Here is a 20,468-nt window from a genome sequence, read left to right on the forward strand (position 1 = left end):
TATTATTTCTTGTTTTTTATAAGCACCTTGCTGCCTTCTATGACAGCCCGGTCATCCTTGAGGAAATAGATTATTCTGGTTCCTGTTATAGAGTTATCATTCTCAATGACCTTAGGGTTTCCGGTAAAGATGATCTTCTCTTCATCATCATATATATATTCCGCTTCTTCTGAAAAGATCGACATACCCTCTTTCTGTACCCTGATATTTCCGGCTGCGTGTATTTTTGCTATCTTACTGTTCCCGTCACTGTAAAAAACGGTCATCTTATCAGCAAAGATCTTGATATCCTGAGAGGTTGCAGCTACGGAGCCTTCAAATACGGCTGTATCATTTTTGTTGTCAGCGGTCAGTGTATCAGAGGTAATGACTATGGGAGTGTCTTTTTTCAGGGAAGACGCGTGGGAGGCAAATACAGGAATAAAAAATATTGTAATCGCCAGAAATATTTTAACGGTAAAAGGTGCCTTTGACATTCTTAAGTATCCTTACCTTCTCTTGACTTACGTCAGCTACAAGCCCGGTTCCTTCAATTGTGAAATTATCACTTATAAATTCAACATCATCCGGAGCCGTTATCAGCCCCTCTTCGCTCTCCCATTTAAGCGAATCGGTTTTAAAGACCCCGTCTTTCAGTTTTATCTCTATCTTATCTTCTACAGCAAGGTCTTTCTTGTTTATATTATATATACCTTTCCCGCCGGTAATATATATGTCATGCCCGTCATGGATCTTCAGCTCAAGTGAATCAATAATGATATCTTTTTTGTCTTCCGGAAATGTCGCGTTCCTGGCAAACAGCTCCCATTTGAGCGCATTTCCATTTTTGTGGTTCAGGTGAATTCCACGCATTACAGAAGTATGGTATGAGGGGTTTATAATAATACTTTCTTCATTACTGCCCAGGAGGATTAAGATCCCAAGGGCTGATATTATTGATAATACAATAAAAAACTTACCCTTCATTCTGCAGCTATTCTATCATAGGGACTATGCCAAGTAAAGAGATTGGCAAGGAAAATGCTTACAAAAATCGAATTATTTCATAAAATTACGGCATATTAAATGAATACTCTTTATATATCAAAAACTATTAATGTTTTTTATTAATTTATAAAATATTTATGAGCACTTTTATTGCTTCTTTCTGTATAATAACCAGGATTTATTCCTCGAAGACATGAATTTTAAGGATCGATTATTAAATGGTTAGAGCCGATACATTTGAAAGAGGGGTTCATCCCCATGACTCAAAAGGACTTACCGCAGGCAATCCAACTCAGAATGCCCGTTTGCCTAAAAGAGTGGTAATTCCTTTAAGCCAGCATATAGGCGCGCCTGCAAAGGCTGAGGTGAGCATCGGGGACGAGGTCAAAAAGTTCCAGATGATCGGCTCTGCGCCGGGTTTTGTATCCGCTCCTGTTCACGCTTCAATATCGGGCAAGGTCGTTGCAATAAGCGACTTTCTTCACCCTTCGGGCAGAATGGTCCAGTCTGTTGTGATAGAGAGCGATGAGAAAGACGAGGCTATCGCATTAGTTGATACCCCGGATTTCATGGCCCTTGGCGCAGATGAGATAAAGACACGCATAAAGGATGCGGGCATAGTCGGCCTCGGCGGGGCTGCTTTTCCAACCAATGTAAAGCTCTCTCCTCCAAAAGAGAAACCCATTGATGTTGTAATCCTTAACGGTGCCGAATGCGAACCCTACCTTACCGCTGACCACAGGATCATGGTCGAGCAGCCCAAGTCTATTGTTAACGGGCTTAAGCTGATAATGAAGGCGGTCGGCGTTACAAAGGGTTATATAGGAATAGAGAAGAACAAGCCTGATGCGATCGAGGCGATGAAAAAGGCATCAGAGGGTGAGCCGGGCATAGAGGTCAGGCCGCTTACAGTGAAGTATCCGCAGGGCGCTGAAAAGATGCTGATCAAGGCTATCACCGGCAGGGAGGTTCCCGGAAAAGGCGGCCTTCCGATGGATGTCGGCGCTGTTGTGCAGAATGTCGGCACAGCGCTTGCCGTATATGATGCGGTTCGCTTTGGCAAGCCCCTTATTGAGAGAATAGTCACGGTAACGGGCAAAGGCGTTAAGGAGCAGAAGAACCTCATGGTCCGCATAGGAACGCTTGTATCAGAGATAATTAAAGACTGCGGCGGCCTTTCCGAGGGCGCTGTCAAAGTTATAAGCGGCGGCCCTATGATGGGTTTTGCCCAGTGGGACCTTGATGTGCCTGTGGTCAAAGGCACTTCAGGCATACTTGTGCAGAGCGAAGATGAGTTCATATCAACTGATGAGTATTCGGCCTGTATAAGATGCGGCCGCTGCATAGATGTCTGCCCCATGGGACTCAACCCTTCGATGATAAGCATTCTTTCCGAGAAGGGGCGTTATGAAGAGACAAAGGATTACAACCTCTTTGACTGCTTTGAATGCGGGTCATGCGCTTTTGTATGTCCGTCAAAGAGGCCGATGGTTCAGTTCGTCAGGCTTGCTAAATCACAGACCAAACCCGGCTAAACAAGTTTAAGATTGACAATTAAAAGGTAAAGATGTCGGAAGAGAACAAAGATAAAAAATTGATCGTATCGGTCAGCCCTCATGTCAGGGATGAGGAGTCTGTATCAAAGATAATGTGGAGCGTCAACTTTGCGCTCTTCCCGGCGCTTATAGCCTCGTTCTACTACTTCGGCCCGAGGGCGATGTTTGTAACCGCTCTATGTATCGGTTCTTCAGTAGGTTTTGAATATATCTACCAGAGGTCTCTAAATAAGAAGATATCAGTGCAGGACGGCAGCGCATTCCTGACCGGTCTTCTCCTTGCGATGAACCTTCCGCCTGACCTTCCTTTTTACATTCCCATAGTCGGTTCGTTTGTAGCTGTAGTAATTGTAAAACAGCTCTTCGGCGGACTCGGATATAATGTCTTTAACCCCGCACTTATAGGAAGGGCCTTCTTGTTGATCGCCTGGACAAAATACATGACCGTATGGAAAGAGCCTACTGCCGCGTTTGCTGCTCTTGATGCCAAGACCACTGCAACCCCTCTGGGGATATTAAAGGAAGAAGGCATATCAAAGCTCATTGAGGCGTTCGGAACAAAAAGCGACCTGTACATGAGCCTTTTTACGGGCCACAGGGCAGGGTCTCTCGGCGAGACCTCAGTAATATTTCTCCTTATCGGCGCTCTTTATCTCCTATACAAGAAGTATATAACCTGGCACATACCGGTCTCTTTTATGGCGACAGTCGGCCTGCTTGCCTGGGCGTTTGGCGGCAAAAGCGGATTGTTTTCCGGCGACCCCGTTATTCATATGATGAGCGGCGGCCTGGTGCTCGGCGCCTTCTTTATGGCTACTGACTATGTAACATGCCCAACCATAAGAAAAGGGCAGATAATCTTCGGTATAGGCTGCGGTGCGTTGACCATTCTCATACGTTTGAAAGGCGGCTATCCTGAAGGCGTCATGTTCGCGATACTGCTTATGAACTGTTTTGCCCCTCTTATAGACAGGGGTGTAAAACCTGACCTCTTCGGGGCGGTCAAGAAGAAAAAAGGCACGGAAGAGAAGAAATGAAACCTGTAGAGATCATAAAGATAGCCTTTAACCTTGCTGTTGTCTATGTAATAGGCGGGTTATTGATCGCGGTTATATATGCTTATACATCTCCTGTAAAATTCCAGAAAGAGAAAGAGGAGAAAGAGGCGGCGCTTCAGACGATGATGCCTGAGGCAGATCAGGTTGAGGAATTGGGAATGTGGGAACCGCATCATAAACATTCTGAATACTATGCCGCGAGAAAATGCGGAGAAGTAAAGATTGAAAAGGCAACTGATGAAAAGACCGGCAAGCCCAGGGAAATAAAAAGATGCATAAACGGCACGGATATCGGATATATTGCCGAGAGCTACGGCAAAGGCTATTCCAGCTATATACATGTTTTTGTTTCACTGGGCAATGATCTTCTTGTCAAGAAAGTAAAGATCCTCGGGCACAAAGAGACCCCCGGGCTTGGTGATGAGGTAGAAAAAGATTATTTTCTTGACCAGTTTGTCGGAAAGGATTCCGACGGCCTTATTGTTGTAAAGACAGAGACTGACAAGAATATTCAGGCGATAACAGGAGCCACCATATCAAGCCGCGCAGTGGCTGAAGACGCTGTGAGAAATGCGGTTAATATGCTCAAGGAGAAATTGGGTTCCGGACACAATTCAGGCGAGGTGGAGAAATGAGCCATGTTCGTGTAAAGAGCAACTGGGAACTTCTGAAGAACGGCGTATTCGGCGAGAACACCATCTTCCGGATGGCTATCAGCCTGTGCCCTGCGATCGCTGTTACAAGCAGCCTTAAGACCGGTTTTGCATTAGGGGTTTCTGTCGTATTTGTCCAGACGATGGTCAATGTCACTGTGTCAGCCATCAGAAACTTCATACATCCGAAGATACGTATCCCGATATTCATGTTCATAATTGCAGGTTACGTCACTATTATAGATATGACCATGTCCACTTACTTCAGGGATATATATAAGGTGATAGGGCTTTATATTCAGATAATTGTCGCTTTCGCCTCGATCTTTGCGAGGGCCGAGGTCTTTGCCAGCAAGAATAAGATGTCAAAGGCGTTCTTCGACGGGCTCGGAAGCGGATTGGGCTTTCTTGTGGCCATGCTGGTCATCAGTTTCTTCAGGGAGCTGATCGGAAAGGGATCACTCTTCGGCTTTCCGATCGTTGACGGCAAACCGCTGCTCATTATGGTATTGCCCGCAGGCGGCTTTCTCGCGGTTGGTGTTCTAATGGCGTTTTTCAACTGGGTTGATATAAGATTTTTCGGCGGCAAAGGCGCCTCCGGAGTATAAGGATTCAGGAGATATAAATTATGGACTTTGGAAAACTCTTTCAGCTGATCATCGCATCATCATTGATCAATAATTTTGTCTTTACCATGTTTCTCGGCCTCTGCATCTTCTTCGGCGTGTCAAAGAAGATGGAGACTGCGATAGGCATGAGCATTACGTTCACATGTGTCATGGTGGTCAGCGCCGCATTAAGCTGGCTCATCTTCTTCTATATAATGATCCCCCTTGATATAGCCTTTCTAAAGATCATGATATTCATAGGTGTTGTTGCATCGTTTGTTCAGTCCGCGGATATAATCATGAAGAAGGTCAGCCCGGCCTTATATTACAAGCTTGGTGTTTACCTTGCATTGATAACTACGAACTGTATCATACTTGCGGTTCCTCTGATGAGCGCTGACCATGGTTACACTTTTCTTGAGACGATCGCGTTCGGGCTCGGTTCAGGGCTCGGGTTTGCGCTTGCCTTGATCATAATGGCGAGCATACGTGAAAAACTGGAGCTTGCGGATGTGCCGGCTCCATTCAGAGGTCTGCCCATAGCGTTTGTTCTTGCGGGGCTTATATCGCTTGCGTTCATGGGGTTCTCGGGATTAATTACACTGTAGCTGTCAGATACTATGAATTTAAAGTTTGACATAAAAAAATATATGTATAATTTCAACGTTACAGAAAAAAGAACCGTATTCATATTAACTTCTGCTCTTCTGCTCTTCTGCTCTTCCACGCTTTACGCTGGTGTCGGCGGAGGCGTAGAGGCCAAGGAATTTGTTGATATCGGTTCAGTGCTCAAGTTCTCCGCTGTCTTTCTGCTCGGGATAGGCACTCTCTTCGGGCTTGGGCTTGCCTTTGCCGCAAAAAAGTTTGATGTAAAGACCGACCCGAGGGTCGAGGAGATTCTCGAAGTCCTTGCGCACGCGCACTGCGGAGCATGCGGTTATCCCGGCTGCCGCCAGTATGCTGAGGCCGTCATTTCAAACCCGGATGTCCCGCCAAATCTCTGTACCCCCGGCGGTGCGCCTTGCGCTGCTGCTGCTGCTGCAATATCAGGGAAGGCTGCTGAGATAACTGAGCCGAAGATCGCCAGGGTTCTTTGCAACGGCGATGCGTCAAAGTCATCACGAAGGTTCCAATATGAAGGGATAAGAGACTGCAAGGCGGCTGTGCTTGCAAGCGGTGGAGATAAATCATGTGTCTACGGCTGTCTCGGTTATGGAACATGTTTCAGGGCATGTCCTTTCGGCGCGATAACCATGAGTGAAGAGAATCTGCCCATTATAAACCCTGTAAAGTGTACGGCATGCGGAAAATGCGCAAAGGCCTGCCCGAAACAGATCATTTCCATACTGCCTGTTTCAAAAGAGGTGCTTGTTACATGCCGTTCAAAGGACAAGGGCGCTGACACAAAGAGGAACTGCAGGGTCGGCTGTATCGGATGCGGAATGTGCGTAAAGGTATGCCCGTATGACGCGCCTTCAATTACGAATAACCTTTCTGTTATTGATATCGACAAGTGCAAGGTCTGCGGCTTATGCGTAATAAAGTGCCCGACAGATGCTATAGTTGATAACCTCCCTTTCAGGCCGAAAGCGCTGATTACTGAAAAATGCATCGGCTGCGGCATCTGCGCAAAGGTCTGTCCGGTTAATGCCGCTTCAGGCGAGCCGAAGAAGCTGCATGTCATTGATCAGGACAAGTGCATCGGCTGCGGCATATGCACATCGAAGTGTCCTACGCTTGCCATAGAAGGAACGATCAACTACTCTGAGATCGCGCTTGAGTTTGAGGCGAAAAAGGCTGCCCGTGAAAAGGCAAAGGCTGAAAAAGCTCAGCAAGAAACTGCCGGAGCTTAATATCCCCTACGTTAATACCTCGCAATTTCAGTAAAAACCCATCAGCTTGACCTCAGTTTTATATGTGATAGACTTTAAATGTTGCTTTGAGTTTATCCCTATAATTTAAATTGATTCTGCCGATGTTATTGAAATGAACAGCAATTTCTTCAGACAAAACAAGGTATTGATATCGGTAGTTTTCACACTGTTTCTTATTGTGGGTTCGGTTGTCTTTATTACTGCTAAGCAGATATATGAGCTTGAGATAACACTTGAGGAAAAGAACGATAAGGCACGCCTCGAGACTGCGAAAGAGGTGTTGGAGATATTCTTTGCAGGTTTAGCCCGCCAGCTTTTATTTCTTAAGGATATTCCTGTTACAAGAGCATATGTTGACAGCGGCTTCACATCTTTTCTGAAGAGAGATGAGGTGCTGGGCGCGTTTCATGTCCTGACATTAAACTATCCTTACCTCTACCGGATAAGCATTATTGATCCGGCAAATAATGAAATGGTAAAGGTAGAAAATGATCATGACGGGCACCACGCGGTTGCTGCTGACGGCGGCGCTTATAATATAATCCCTCTCAATTATATTAACTATCCCTCGGATATGAAAGCAGGCGATGTATATGTCTCTTCCGTAAACCTGAATGCTGAACAAAATGCAGGAGTGGTGACTTATATCCCGTCCATTGACCTGGCGACTCCTCTTTTTGATTCAAAAGGCGCAAGAAAGGGGTTTCTCGTCATTAATATCTTTCTTTCAAAGGTATTCAGCCAAATGCCGGAAGATATTTTTCTGAATACAGAAGAGGGCGATATCATCTCATTCAGGCCTGACGGCACACTTGAATTCGATAAGTCCAAATTTACATTCGTCGGCAGGCAGGGCAAACTCGATATCTCTGGAAAAGAGAGCATACATTACCTTACCGCTGATATCCTTTCGATAAGAAAAATACTGCTTGGCAATAAACATGACCTTTCATTGTTCAGGGCATCCATGATAGGGCTTGCCATGCCGCCCGCCTCGCTTGTTCTTCTCTTTATCTCTCTTATCGGCCTTGTCGCGTATTTGAATGTTTCGAGGTATAAAGAGCTTGTTTTATCCCAGAAGACACTGATACATTCTCTTGCCGACCTTACAGAATACAGGGATAACGATACCGGTTATCATTTAAAAAGGACAAAACATTACGCTATTGCCTTGACGAGGCAGCTGCGGAAGAATAATAAGTACCGTAATGTAATTACTGAAGAATTCATTCAGGATATTGCCGATGCCTCGCCGCTGCATGATATCGGGAAGGTCGGAATAAAGGACGCCATATTGTTGAAACCCGGGAAGCTGACCGATGAAGAATACGAGAAGATGAAAAAACATGTTTATATAGGGAAAGATGTGCTTGACAGGGATCTTGATGAGTTTAAAACAAAACAGTCATTCCTGATCATGGGCAGGAATATTTGCGCGTACCATCATGAAAAATACGACGGCACCGGTTATATCGGTTTAAAAGGAGAAAAGATACCTTTGGAAGCCAGGATATTCGCTCTGTGTGACGCCTATGACGCGATAAGGGCTTCAAGGCCTTATGAGGGCGAGGTGCCGCATGAGAAAGCTGTTGAAAGAATAATGGCAGACAGAGGCAAACACTTTGATCCGGATATTGTGGATGCCTTTATGAAATGCAGTACCGGGTTTTTTGAAATAAGCAACAGCTGCTGAAGACGGCCTTCAATCCGCAGGCATATCATTTCTCTTTCCTGTTGTTTATGCTAAAATTTTCAATCGCATTTCATTGATGGAGGACTTTCATGGATATTAAGGCATATGTATTAAATAAAGCGCATGAGGCAAAGGAAGGGTCGAGGGCTATTGCAAAGGCATCTTCTGAAGTAAAGAACAAGGCTCTGATAAAGATGGCAGAGGCCATCCTGAAAAGTTCAAAAGGGCTTCAGGCCGCGAATAAGAAAGATGTCGCAGCCGCAAAAAAGAAGGGGCTTTCAAAGGCCATGATTGACAGGCTCACACTGACGCAAAAGGGGATAGAGCAGATGGCGCAGGGGCTTGTTGAGATAGCGGCACTGCCTGACCCTTCAGGTGAGATACTCAAGATGCAGACAAGGCCGAACGGGATGATGGTCGGCAAGATGAGGGTTCCTATCGGCGTGATAGCTATCATCTATGAATCAAGGCCCAATGTGACAGCGGATGCTACCGCGCTCTGCCTAAAGGCGGGCAATGCGGTCGTGCTCAGGGGCGGCTCCGAGGCGATCCACTCCAACACCGCTATCGTGAAGGTGCTCAGAGGCGCCATAAAATCTCAGGGCATACATCAGGGCGTCATAACATTCATAAATACTCCTGACAGGCAGGCTGTAATGGAGATGCTCAAGCTTGAGGGGATAATAGACCTTGTCATTCCGCGCGGAGGAGAGAGCCTCATAAGGGCTGTTACCGAAAACTCGCGTATCCCGGTGCTCAAACATTACAAGGGAGTCTGCCATGTATTTGTTGACCGTGACGCAGACCTTAAGATGGCTGAGGAGATATGCTTTAACGCCAAGGTGCAGCGTCCCGCTACATGCAACGCAATGGAGACGATGCTTGTGGATGAGATGATCGCGGAAAAGTTTCTCCCTTCCATGATAAGGAGGTTCAAGAAGGGAGGGGTCAAGCTTAAGGGCGATGAGGCTTCAAGAAAATATGACAAAACTATTTCACTTGCTGCAGAGAATGATTACCACACTGAATACATCGACAAGATAATGAACATAAAGATAGTGAAAGACATCGATGCCGCGATGGACCATATCGCAAAGTACAGCTCTGCGCATACTGATTCAATAGTCACTGAGGACTATAACAAGGCGATGAGGTTTCTAAAAGAGGTGGACTCTTCCTCTGTAATGGTGAATGTATCAACAAGGTTCAGCGACGGCTTTCAGTACGGACTCGGCGCTGAGATGGGCATATCAACCGACAAGATACACGCGCGCGGCCCCATGGGGCTTGAGGAGCTGACCTGCACGAAGTTCATTGTAATGGGTAATGGGCAGGTAAGAACCTGAGAAAGCTAAAAGGTGCAATTCACAAGTCATGAAGATCGGTATATTCGGCGGCGCGTTCAATCCTGTTCACTATGTAATAACTGGCTATGCATTAAAAAGAGATCGGCAGATAACAATAATTTTCAGCTCTTATTATTTCTTGCCTATAGAAAGTGGATTTTATACAATAATGCCATGAAAGCATTCGAGACAACAAAGTATCTTTTCAGGAAAGAAGAAATAAGTATTGGCAAAACATATCAGATTCAAGCTGAAAGTTCCGGCGTTAGACTGCATTATGAACATCCGAACGGGAAACTTTATCAAGGAGACAGTATCGCCTGGCTAAATTCTTTAGAGGACGAAAGCGTAGACTTAATATTTGCTGATCCTCCATATAATATTAATAAAGCGGAGTGGGACAATTTTGAAAGCCAGGAGCATTATATAGAGTGGTCATTAAAATGGATTGAACCGTCAGCCAGGATTTTAAAGCCGCACGGCTCGTTATACGTCTGTGGATTTTCAGAGATATTGGCTGACCTCAAACATCCAACCGCAAAATATTTTAAGTCATGTCGCTGGTTGATATGGCATTATAAAAATAAGGCGAATCTTGGAAACGACTGGGGGCGCTCCCATGAAAGCATTATCCATTTTCGCAAAGCCTCAAAAGGCAAACTGAATATAGATGAAATTCGTATTCCATACGGAGCGCATACCTTAAAATATCCATCACATCCACAGGCTGTAACCAGTCAGTATGGGAATGGCGAGAATAGAGAACATTGGAAGCCGCACCCAAGAGGCGCGAAACCCAAGGACGTTATAGACATTCCAACTACGTGCAACGGAATGGGAGAAAAAACGCCTCACCCCACGCAAAAACCTGAAGAGCTTGTGCGTAAGTTTGTTCTGGCATCTTCCAATAAAGGCGATATTGTCCTTGATCCCTTCTCAGGTTCAGGCACAACACTTGTTGTGGCAGAACAATTAAACCGCCGATGGTTAGGTTGTGACATAAACGCGGAGTATAATGAATTGGCAATTGAGCGGCTTGAACACGTTAAGAATATGTCGATAGAAGATTGGATTGAACATGACAGAAAAGTTCAAGAGAGGCGGGAGTCTATCCGATGACATTATCAAAAATAGTCAGGATTGTATCAAATAAGGAAAAGTTCTTAACTCTCAAGGATTATATCGAGTTTTGCAAGTTGTATTTGGAATTTGCCACTGCCGGACTTCAAGCTGTCATTGTATCTCAGAATGAAAACCACTATCGTTTTTATCAGTATAAAAAAGACGGTCATTTCAACATTACACGGCCAATTAATTCAAATCTAATGTATGAATTTCCTGATATCCCAAAGATAGAAAAAGATTTTTTTAAAATCCTCAACTCAGTTAGAGACATTCCCGCAGATGATAAGCGTAACCGCGAATTAATAAAGCGAGGCATTTACACTATTCAACAATCAATCGGTGCAGCACTTGACGCTTTACCTGCTGGTGCATCGAATAAGGCCAGAAAGGTTAATGGAGATCTTTTTGAGAGGTTTATCCAACTGTTGATTAAAGAAATCGGTGTCAAATGCAAAACTGGAACAGTCCAAGTTCCTGTATATATAAAGAATGAATTTCAGTTTAACATGAGCTATCAGCACGACCTTCTTCTATACAAGGATGAGACTTTGAAAGTCATTGGGTCAGTGAAGACATCGAGCAAGGACAGGATTGATAAAATATTTCTTGATAAATTTCTCTACTGCAAACTGACAAATACCATGCTGCCGCATATAGCCATCTTTCTCAATGACGTGCAGAGAAAAAACAGCAAACGGCAAGATGAATATGGAATTAATGCTACCTTCCTCCCCGGACATTTCAAAGCTTTTACAGTCAAATTAAACCCGCTTGATGGAGTTTATTATTGTGACATTAGACCGAATATGGAAATAGACGACCTCTTGAAAAAACATATACGAACAATAGACCACTTCTTTTGTTCCGATATTTGGTCTTTCATAGAGAGTTAATAGACAAAAGGTAAAATTCATAATCCATGAAGATCGGTATATTCGGCGGCGCGTTCAATCCTGTTCACTATGGCCATCTGAAGACTGCTGATGAAGTCCTCAGGGTACTCTCGCTTGATAAGATAATTTTTGTTCCGGCAGGCAGCCCGCCGTTTAATAAACCCGGACTTGCGGAAGCAGGGCAAAGGTTTGAGATGGTAAAGGCGGCGATCGCGGGCCATCCTGAATTTGAGGTTTCAGATATTGAACTGAGAAGAGAAGGAAAGTCTTATACGATCGAGACCGTAGAGAAATTGGCTGAGAAAGGTGCGGCTCTTTTTTTAATTATCGGGATAGACGCTTTCAGGGACATGCCGCTGTGGAAAGAGACGGATAGGCTCTTCTCCATGGTCAATGTTGTTGTGATCTCAAGGCCGGGTTATTCATTTGCAGGGTTGTCATCATCACCCTATCTGAAAAGAGTATCAATAGAGGTGCTGGATGAGCTTGACAGCGGAAAGAGAAGATTGTTTGCGCTTCCCACCTCAGGAGAAAAGGAGATCATCCTCTGCAAGGTGGTCGATGTGAATGTCTCTTCATCGCATATAAGAGAGGCGATAAGCAGGGGGATGGATACAGCGAGCCTCTTGCCTGAATCTGTTAAATCCTATATAATTTTGCATAACCTGTATAAAAATAATAATAACTGAAGAGTGGGAACCTGCAAATAATGAGCGGCCTGAGGCGTACTCTTTCAAAGGACATCGATTGAAAAAAAGTAAAACTTCCATAGATAAAATAATTAAAGAAAGAGCTGTTGAAGCGGCAAAGATCGCTTCCGGAAAGAAAGCAAAAGATATCATCATCCTTCAGCTTGCAGGCCTCACGGCATTCGCTGACTATTTTGTGATCTGTTCAGGTGAAAATCCGGTCCAGATAAGAACCATAGCCGAGGCTATTGAGAAGGACTTTAAAACGAATGCCGGCATCATGCCTATGGGCATAGAGGGGCTGGCGAACGGGCAGTGGGTATTGATGGATTACGGTGATATAATAATTCATATATTTAATGAGGAGTCCAGGTCTTTCTATAACCTTGAAAAGCTCTGGATGGATGCGCCGAGGATATCTTTCAAGGGTTAATGTTCATTTTAAGGAAATAGAATGGGAAAGTTAATAGTTCTCTTTATTTTGATCTTCATCTCAGCGCTCGGCATGCTTGCGTTCTTAAACAGCAGCACCGTCTCTGTGACAGTCTGGCAGGGGACCACTTTTAAAGATATCCCCATTATCGCAGTTATTCTCATGTCAACGGCGATAGGTTTCTTCTCAATGTTCATTGTGGCGGTCTTCAGGGATGCAAAGCGCTTTATCGATAACTGGCAGGCGCAGCGCAGCCAGAAGGAAGAGCAGAAGATAGAGCAGCAATATGCAAAGGGGTTGAACGCGTTCCATGCCTCAAGGTTTGATGAGGCTGCCGAACTTCTTAAGCGCATAAATGACGAAGAGCCAAAGCATGCGAACGCCTTTTTGCGGCTTGGAGATGTATATTTCACAAAGGGTGACCTTGTAAGCGCAAGGGACTATTATGCCAAAGCCGCTGCCCTCAAGCCGAGGGACATAGAGATACTGATGTCTCTGGAAAGGGTATTTGAGAAAGAACAGAAGTGGCAGGATGCCCTGAAATATCTCAACAGGGTGCTTGATATTGATGAAGGCAACCTTATGGCGCTCCGTAAGAAGAGAGATATCTTTGATAAGACCCGAAGATGGGAGGATGTGATAGATGTCCAGAGCAAGATACTCAAGGGTGATCTCTCCGCTGATGAGATAATTAATGAGGAGGATATGCTTCTCGGATATAGATATGAACTATGCCGGCAGCAGATCACATCCGGTAATTCTGATAAGGCGGTAAAGGCACTGAGGTCGATCATCAAGGCTGACAAGGATTTTGTAGCTGCCCACATCGCCCTCGCAGAGACATGCCTTGAAGAGAATCAGGATGATGATGCGATAGAGGTACTTATTAACGGGTATCAAACCACGTCATCACTTGTATTCCTTGCCAGGCTTGAGGATCTTTTCCTCTCCATAGGCGAGCCCGGCAAGATCATAGATTTTTATATTGAGTCTGCTGAAAAGAACTCTGCGGATCCCAGGATACAGTTCCTTCTTGCAAAGCTGTATTATCGTCTTGAGATGATCGATGACGCGCTTAATACTCTGACCAATGTTGATTTCTCTGTTTTTGATTCTTCTGACATACATGTGCTGTTAGGCAATATCTACCAAAGGCGCTCGCAGTACGAACAGGCCGCGGATGAGTTTAAAAAGGCGCTTAAGGTCGATAAACCGATCGTCATACCTTTCTGCTGTTCGAAATGCAGCTATACCTCCAGGAAATGGGCGGGCAGGTGCCCTGAATGCAAGAGCTGGAACACGCTTGCCTTTGATCTGAATGGCGCCTGTAAAAAATAAAAAAGACAGGCTCGTCCTTGATACAAGCCTCTTTGTAAATCCTGATGTGCGCAATCACTTTGGAAATTCGCCCACCGAGGCCATGGAAAATTTTCTGCGCATGGCAGAGCAGATCCCGTCGCTTGAGTTTTATATGCCGTCATCTATCTTTAACGAACTCCTGAACTTTGTGGACAAGAAGAAGATACCGGGAGCGCTCCTTGCCGTTATTCATCAGAAATCGCCGAGTAAACACGAGCTGACCACCCCGGCCTTCTTTCTCTATGAGCTTATTGAAGATATGAGGCAGAGGATAAACAAGGGGCTGAGGGTTGCCGAGACTGCCGTGAAGAGCGCGGGCAAGCTTGATGAGCGGGAGATCATACAGAATATGAGGAAGGGCTACAGGGAGGCGCTCAGAGAGGGCATCCTCGACAGCAAAGAAGACGTTGACCTCATACTCCTTGCGAAAGAGCTTGATGCGGTGCTTGTGACGGTTGACCAGGGCGCCATAAAATGGGCTGAGAAGCTCGGCATCAGATGGCTGATCCCTGAGAAGTTCAAAGAGTATCTTGAAAGTTTTATAGACAATTCAAAAGAATAATCCCCCCTTGAATTCCCCGGTTGTTATTGTATAGTTATTATATAACGGGCTATAACATCGCAAAATATATCATCATCGATCCAAACTTGACTCAGGGGAAACCCTGCTATAAATCAGAGGGAACCTGATACATTTTTTTAAAGGTTTCTGTTAATGTGAGGGCAGCGGGAATGCTGAAAATCAGGTCGCTTACCACGAAATATGTCATCATCGGTTCAATCTTTCTGTTCATTGTGACTGCCTTCACTTTTACGTCATTCTGGTTCACCGAACATTTAAAGAGCGAGGCAAGGAGGATCAATGTCGCAGGCTCGCTGAAGATGGAGATGATTGAGATAGCCTGGCTCTTTAACAGGGCAGGGCATGAAGCAGGCGCGGAGCGCAGCCGGACGATTGAAATCGTCATCATAAAAGAGATCGCTGAAATAGACAAGGCGCTCAATGATATTAAATACGGGGACAAGAGTACCGGGCTTGGCCCCCTGGCTCACAAGCCGTTAATTGTTCCCTTAGATAGTCTTGTCTCAAAATGGCAGACAGAAGCCAAGCCAATGATAATAGAGACCGCTGACAAGGTTCTAAAAGGGGAGAAGGGCGCTCAGGTGGGATACGATATCAGGAGCAAGAGATGTATTGAAACAATTGACTCGTTTCTCAACCGGCTTGTTGAAAATTACGAGTTTGAGTTCAAACTATACAATGATTTGCGTTTTGCCATTATCGGATTTTCTTTTGTTATATTCATGGCGATGGCTGTTTATGTCAGGAAGAAACTCGTCTCACCCATTATGCAATTAAAAGAAATGGCAGGGATGATAGAGAAAGGGTTTTATGATGTGTCAGCGGCTGTAGATAATAAAGATGAACTGGGAGAGCTTGCGCAAAGTTTTAATCATATGGCGAAAACTCTTGATGTAACATTCGACAGGAACATCGGGCTTATTCACAGCCTTAACGCGTTATATGACGTCTCCAAAGAGATATTGAGCATTCGTGACATCAACCTGCTTCTTGAAAAAATAGCTGATAACGCCCGCAAGCTGCTGGGCGCTAAATATGCCGTGATCAGCATTCTGAACAAAGAGGGGAGATATGAATACTTTGTGCCTTCCGGCATCCCGCCTGACCTTTTCAAGAAGATGAAGAGAGAACATGGACTACCTGTGGGAAAAGGGCTTCTCGGTTATTTATTAAAAGAGGGCAAATCGGTCCGTGTTTCTGATATATCGAAGCATTCTGAATTTGTGGGGCTGCCGGCCGGACACCCCCCGATGAAGACATTTCTTGGTGTGCCGGTCAGCCTGCAAAATGAGATCATTGGAAGGCTTTATTTCGCGGATAAACTTGACGGGGAACCATTTAATCAGGATGACGAGAATCTGGCGGTCTCCTTTACCGCTATCGTCTCTCTTGCGATAAATAATGTCCGGATGCTGGAAAAGGTCAATCTTCTTGCCTCATTTCCAGAGAAGAACCCCCATCCTGTGCTTGAATGTGATTCAAGTTGCAATATCACATATATTAATCCGGCAGCGTCTGACATTATTAAAGCCCAAGGCATTAGAGGACATGCTTTAATACCTTCAGATATTCAGGAGATCGCGGAAGGGATGAGGCTCTCCGGTGTGCATGTGACGTACCATGAAATAAAAGTCGGCGGTATGCTGTTCGGTGAATATATTCACCTCTTGCCGGATAATGAGACTATCAGGATATATGGTTTTGATATAACCGAGCGCAAGTCTGCCGAAGAGAAGCTCAGAGAGAGTGAATCCAGCCTTCAAAGGGCCCAGTCTGTCGCGCATATCGGAAGCTGGTATCTGGACATAATACATGATGAACTCTTCTGGTCTGAAGAGACTTACCGCATATTCGGTATCCCGATGGAAGCTACCTTGTCCTATAAGTGTTTTCTTGATGTCGTTCATCCCGATGACAGGGAATTACTTGATAAGGCATGGGCTGCCGCTCTCAAGGGGGAGCCTTACGATATCAAGCATCGCGTATTGGTTGACGGCAATCTGAAGTGGGTGAGGGAGATTGCCGAGATAGAGTTCAACAAAGAAGGCGCTGCTGTAAAAGGGATAGGAACGGTTCAGGATATAACAGCGCTGAAAGAGGCTGAAGATGAGCTTAAAGAATACAGTGAGAAGCTTGAAGATAAGGTGAAGAAGAGGACGGAAGAGCTTGAAGTGGCAAAGTTTCAGGCAGAGGCGGCAAACACGGCAAAGTCGGAGTTCCTGGCAAACATGTCGCATGAGCTCAGGACGCCGCTTAATTCCATATTGGGGTTTTCAGATGTTTTAATAAACGGCATGGCCGGCCCTCTGACCGGGAAGCAGATAGAATTCACGACAGATATAAAAGACAGCGGCAGCCACCTCCTCAGCCTGATAAATGACATTCTCGACCTCTCAAAGGTCGAGGCGGGCAAGATGGAGCTTGATCCGGGCAGTTTCAACCTGAAGGATTTACTGAACAACAGCCTTGCGATGTTTAAAGAGAAGGCTATGAAACATAAGATAAAGATTAAATTTGAAGCAGGCCGAGGGGTGGGTGCAATAACTGCAGATGAGAGAAAGATAAAACAGGTAGTCTTTAACCTGCTCAGCAACGCCCTGAAATTCACGCCTGACGGGGGAAGCGTGAGCGTTGCAGCACGGCTAACGCCCCCGGCTTCGCCACCCCCTCTTAGCTTAAGACCAACAGTAGGTGCTCTTAAGCAGGGGGGCGAGGGGGAGTTAATCGAGATCAGTGTCGCCGACACAGGCATCGGCATCGCCGCTGAGGACATGGGGAAGCTCTTTCAGCCTTTTCAGCAGATTGAGCACCATCTTTCCAAGAAGTATGAAGGAACAGGGCTGGGGCTGAGCCTTTGCAAGCAGTTTGTTGAACTTCACGGCGGAAGGATATGGGTTGAGAGCGAGGTGGGCAAGGGCAGCAGGTTTGTATTTACTCTTCCCTTGACCGGAGGGAACGAATGAAAAAGATCCTTATAATTGATGATAACGAAAAGAACCGTAAACTCTTTAAAGTTATCCTTGAGAGCCGCGGGTATGAAACTGTTGAGGCTGATAACGGGAAAGAGGGTATCCGCCTTGCAAGGGAGACTAAACCACTTCTCGTCCTGATGGACATACAGATGCCGGGAATGGACGGGATCGAGGCGGCAAAAAGACTTAAGTCGGAAGATGAGACAGCGGGCATTCCGGTAATCGCAGTAACGTCATACGCGATGAAAGGCGACAGGGAAAAATTTCTTGAGACCGGCTTTACCGATTATGTCTCCAAACCCATAGACGTCAATGAATTTATCGCTGCAATTGATAAATATATGCATGGAGAAGGGATATGACTGAAAAAAAGAAACAGAAGATCCTGATCGTTGATGATGAAGAGAAGAATGTGAAACTGCTTGACGCACTCTGCGTACACCTCGGATATGAGATATTGGCCGCAGGCAACGGGGCTGAAGCTGTTGAAAAGGCATTAAAAGATATGCCCGACCTGATCCTTATGGACATAATGATGCCTGTGATGAATGGTTTTGAAGCGACGGAGAAGCTCAAAGCTGACGGCCTTACCAAACATATCCCGATAATAATAGTAACAGCGCTTGATTCCAGAGAAGACAGGCTGACAGGCATTTCAAAAGGCGCAAGTGATTTTCTGACAAAACCGATTGATTCCGAAGAAGTGGCATTGCGTATCAGGAACAACCTTGAGATAAAGCAGTACCATGATTTTCTGAAAGAGCATAATATTATTCTTGAGGCGCAGGTTGCCGAGAGGACAAAAGAGCTGACAGAGGCCTTTGCGAGCCTTGGGAAGGCGCACAAAAAGATCGAGTCCAGCTATGTAGAATCCGTGCGGAGGCTTACTATCGCCGCTGAGTACAAGGATGATGAAACGGGAGCGCATATAAGAAGGGTGGGATACTATACAAAGCTGGTCGCTGAAAAGATGGGCATGGACAGGGATTTCTCAGAGAACATCTTTTATGCCGCGCCGATGCATGATATCGGCAAGGTCGGGATACCTGATGCCATTCTTTTGAAACCGGGCAAACACACCGGAGCGGAATGGAAGATCATGATGACTCACACGATAATCGGTTCAAATATCCTCAAAGGCGCGGAATCTCCGTTTCTCAGGATGGGCGCTGAAATAGCCATTTCTCACCATGAAAAGTGGAGCGGCGGGGGATATCCCAACGGCCTGAAAGGAGATGCGATACACTTGGCAGGCAGGATAATGAATATCGCTGACCAGTATGACGCACTGAGAAGCAGGCGCCCTTACAAACCTGCTTTTGACCATGATAAAGCGGTCGAGATAATAACCATAGGCGACGGCAGGACGATGCCTGAGCACTTTGACCCTGATGTGCTTGAGGCGTTCAAAAAACTGACTGATGACTTTAATGAAATATTTGAGACACATCAGGATTAGAAGGAATCAGTAAGATATCTTTCCCGACATCAGGCGTGTATAAATATAAAAGGCCGGCAGGAAAATATCCTGCCGGCCTTTTGTCAACTGATCAATTACTCAGGATTATTACACCTTGCATCCCACCTTGGATCTACCTGCTCAAAGCAGTAAATATGATAATAGTTGTCACAATACTCCCAGTCGTAATCAGTCCAATCTTCATAATAAGCACTTGAATAACCTATATTGGCTTCATTATTATCGCTTGTCCAGTCATCACAGAATTCCGATGCATCACCAAAACTGCCGGCAGGATAGCCGTCGTATTCTGTCCCTGTCCAGACGTAGTCATCGCTTTGTCCATTAGCATATTGATTGAGCCAGATCGAAGTATTTAACTCTCCATCGGCAAGGTCATACCAGTCGTAAGCAATTATTGTTTCGTCAGTTAATACATAGTTCTGGTCTGAATGGTCCCAGGAATCTGCAGGGCTGTAGCCTCTGCTTGTTGAGAGCCATGCCTTGTATGTTCCGCTAAGCCCTGCATCATCAGCAAGTTCCTGGCATGTCCGGTCAGCGCCGGTTATACCGTTGAGGTCACCGGAGTAGGAGTCGCTTGAAACAAAGACCGTGAGGTCTTTATCGCAGTCTACGCAGGTAATGGCATCAATGAGATCATCAGCCTGTTGAAGCAGGTCAGCGCCGTCCTCTCCGTTAATATCATTTGTTTTCACATACTTCTGAATGTACATCTTTAACTGTTCAACGTATCTTATGGCATAATTTTCCGATCTGATGTCTCCCTGAAGAGCGCCCGGAATCTTCTTTTCACAATTGTCCAACTGGCCATTAAGGCGGGATCTGACGGTGCGGCTGTTAACCCAACTGTTAATGTCCCCGGACATCTCATCAATGAGCTGATAAGGGTCATCGCATCCTATCGCATAAGCAGAAGAGACAAACAGTGCTAAGGAGAAGCAGAAGATAAGAGCTAAGAATACTTTCTTGTACATATTACACCTCCAATTTATTAGATTTACTTCCTTAAGGAAATATCATTTATACCGGGATATTGCAATTATGCTTCAATCTGCCGGTTGTGTCAAGAATTATTTCATCAATCAGCAGAATTCTTGATTTATCATGAATTTGATATACAATTATTAAAGTCGCAGGTATTATTTCAAGTTGTTCTGTG

General features: G+C 45.3%; 20 protein-coding genes. 17 read left to right on the plus strand and 3 right to left on the minus strand.

Going from position 1 to position 20,468, the window contains the following annotated elements; all coding sequences use genetic code 11:
- Positions 1-2: 2 nt before the first annotated feature.
- Entirely contained in the window at positions 3-476 is a 474-nt protein-coding gene (gene lptA, locus HY807_08265; GenBank protein ID MBI4826400.1) for a lipopolysaccharide transport periplasmic protein LptA, read from the minus strand.
- Positions 451-966: an LPS export ABC transporter periplasmic protein LptC gene (gene lptC, locus HY807_08270; GenBank protein ID MBI4826401.1), complete on the minus strand. Its 516-nt coding sequence runs from the start codon at positions 964-966 to the stop codon at positions 451-453. The genes lptA and lptC overlap by 26 nt, the downstream gene beginning before the upstream one ends.
- Before the next feature lie 239 nt (positions 967-1,205).
- Between lptC and rsxC the strand changes: the two genes are divergently transcribed.
- From rsxC to HY807_08355, 17 genes are all read left to right on the plus strand, one after another.
- Complete coding sequence (gene rsxC, locus HY807_08275) at positions 1,206-2,522, plus strand: electron transport complex subunit RsxC (GenBank protein ID MBI4826402.1); 1,317 nt, start codon at positions 1,206-1,208, stop codon at positions 2,520-2,522.
- Positions 2,523-2,554: 32 nt separating this feature from the next.
- Positions 2,555-3,580, plus strand: a complete 1,026-nt coding sequence (locus HY807_08280) for an RnfABCDGE type electron transport complex subunit D (protein MBI4826403.1) — start codon at positions 2,555-2,557, stop codon at positions 3,578-3,580.
- 143 nt (positions 3,581-3,723) lie between these two features.
- Complete coding sequence (locus HY807_08285; protein MBI4826404.1) at positions 3,724-4,236, plus strand: FMN-binding protein; 513 nt, start codon at positions 3,724-3,726, stop codon at positions 4,234-4,236.
- Positions 4,233-4,862 (plus strand): electron transport complex subunit RsxE, encoded by a 630-nt coding sequence (gene rsxE / locus HY807_08290; protein ID MBI4826405.1) that lies wholly within the window; start codon positions 4,233-4,235, stop codon positions 4,860-4,862. The genes HY807_08285 and rsxE overlap by 4 nt, the downstream gene beginning before the upstream one ends.
- 20 nt (positions 4,863-4,882) lie before the next feature.
- The gene (locus HY807_08295; GenBank protein MBI4826406.1) at positions 4,883-5,470 is read left to right on the plus strand and encodes an electron transport complex subunit RsxA; all 588 of its coding nucleotides are present in this window, start codon (positions 4,883-4,885) and stop codon (positions 5,468-5,470) included.
- 42 nt (positions 5,471-5,512) lie between these two features.
- On the plus strand, positions 5,513-6,715 hold the full coding sequence (locus HY807_08300) for a Fe-S cluster domain-containing protein (protein ID MBI4826407.1): 1,203 nt from the start codon (positions 5,513-5,515) through the stop codon (positions 6,713-6,715).
- 133 nt (positions 6,716-6,848) lie between these two features.
- Positions 6,849-8,429, plus strand: a complete 1,581-nt coding sequence (locus HY807_08305; GenBank protein ID MBI4826408.1) for an HD domain-containing protein — start codon at positions 6,849-6,851, stop codon at positions 8,427-8,429.
- A gap of 89 nt (positions 8,430-8,518) precedes the next feature.
- Complete coding sequence (locus HY807_08310) at positions 8,519-9,775, plus strand: glutamate-5-semialdehyde dehydrogenase (GenBank protein MBI4826409.1); 1,257 nt, start codon at positions 8,519-8,521, stop codon at positions 9,773-9,775.
- Between the two features lie 174 nt (positions 9,776-9,949).
- Entirely contained in the window at positions 9,950-10,894 is a 945-nt protein-coding gene (locus HY807_08315) for a site-specific DNA-methyltransferase (GenBank protein MBI4826410.1), read from the plus strand.
- Positions 10,891-11,793: a hypothetical protein gene (locus tag HY807_08320; protein MBI4826411.1), complete on the plus strand. Its 903-nt coding sequence runs from the start codon at positions 10,891-10,893 to the stop codon at positions 11,791-11,793. The genes HY807_08315 and HY807_08320 overlap by 4 nt, the downstream gene beginning before the upstream one ends.
- Before the next feature lie 26 nt (positions 11,794-11,819).
- Complete coding sequence (nadD, locus tag HY807_08325; protein ID MBI4826412.1) at positions 11,820-12,482, plus strand: nicotinate (nicotinamide) nucleotide adenylyltransferase; 663 nt, start codon at positions 11,820-11,822, stop codon at positions 12,480-12,482.
- Between the two features lie 88 nt (positions 12,483-12,570).
- The gene (rsfS, locus tag HY807_08330; protein MBI4826413.1) at positions 12,571-12,915 is read left to right on the plus strand and encodes a ribosome silencing factor; all 345 of its coding nucleotides are present in this window, start codon (positions 12,571-12,573) and stop codon (positions 12,913-12,915) included.
- A 21-nt stretch (positions 12,916-12,936) separates the two neighbouring features.
- Positions 12,937-14,253, plus strand: coding sequence for a DUF1049 domain-containing protein (locus tag HY807_08335; protein MBI4826414.1), 1,317 nt, complete (start codon positions 12,937-12,939; stop codon positions 14,251-14,253).
- Positions 14,234-14,836, plus strand: coding sequence for an RNA ligase partner protein (locus tag HY807_08340; GenBank protein ID MBI4826415.1), 603 nt, complete (start codon positions 14,234-14,236; stop codon positions 14,834-14,836). Before HY807_08335 ends, HY807_08340 begins: the two co-directional genes overlap by 20 nt.
- A 170-nt stretch (positions 14,837-15,006) precedes the next feature.
- Entirely contained in the window at positions 15,007-17,820 is a 2,814-nt protein-coding gene (locus HY807_08345; protein ID MBI4826416.1) for a GAF domain-containing protein, read from the plus strand.
- A complete protein-coding gene (locus HY807_08350; protein MBI4826417.1) occupies positions 17,817-18,191 on the plus strand; it encodes a response regulator in 375 nt (124 codons plus the stop codon). Before HY807_08345 ends, HY807_08350 begins: the two co-directional genes overlap by 4 nt.
- Positions 18,188-19,288 carry a response regulator gene (locus HY807_08355; protein MBI4826418.1) on the plus strand — a complete coding sequence of 367 codons (1,101 nt, stop codon included), beginning with the start codon at positions 18,188-18,190 and terminating at the stop codon, positions 19,286-19,288. The genes HY807_08350 and HY807_08355 overlap by 4 nt, the downstream gene beginning before the upstream one ends.
- A gap of 95 nt (positions 19,289-19,383) precedes the next feature.
- On the opposite strand, the gene HY807_08360 is transcribed toward HY807_08355, so the two are convergent.
- Positions 19,384-20,283: a hypothetical protein gene (locus HY807_08360; GenBank protein MBI4826419.1), complete on the minus strand. Its 900-nt coding sequence runs from the start codon at positions 20,281-20,283 to the stop codon at positions 19,384-19,386.
- Positions 20,284-20,468 lie beyond the last annotated feature (185 nt).

Source organism: Nitrospirota bacterium, from assembly GCA_016207885.1.
Lineage (GTDB): Bacteria > Nitrospirota > Thermodesulfovibrionia > UBA6902 > UBA6902 > JACQZG01.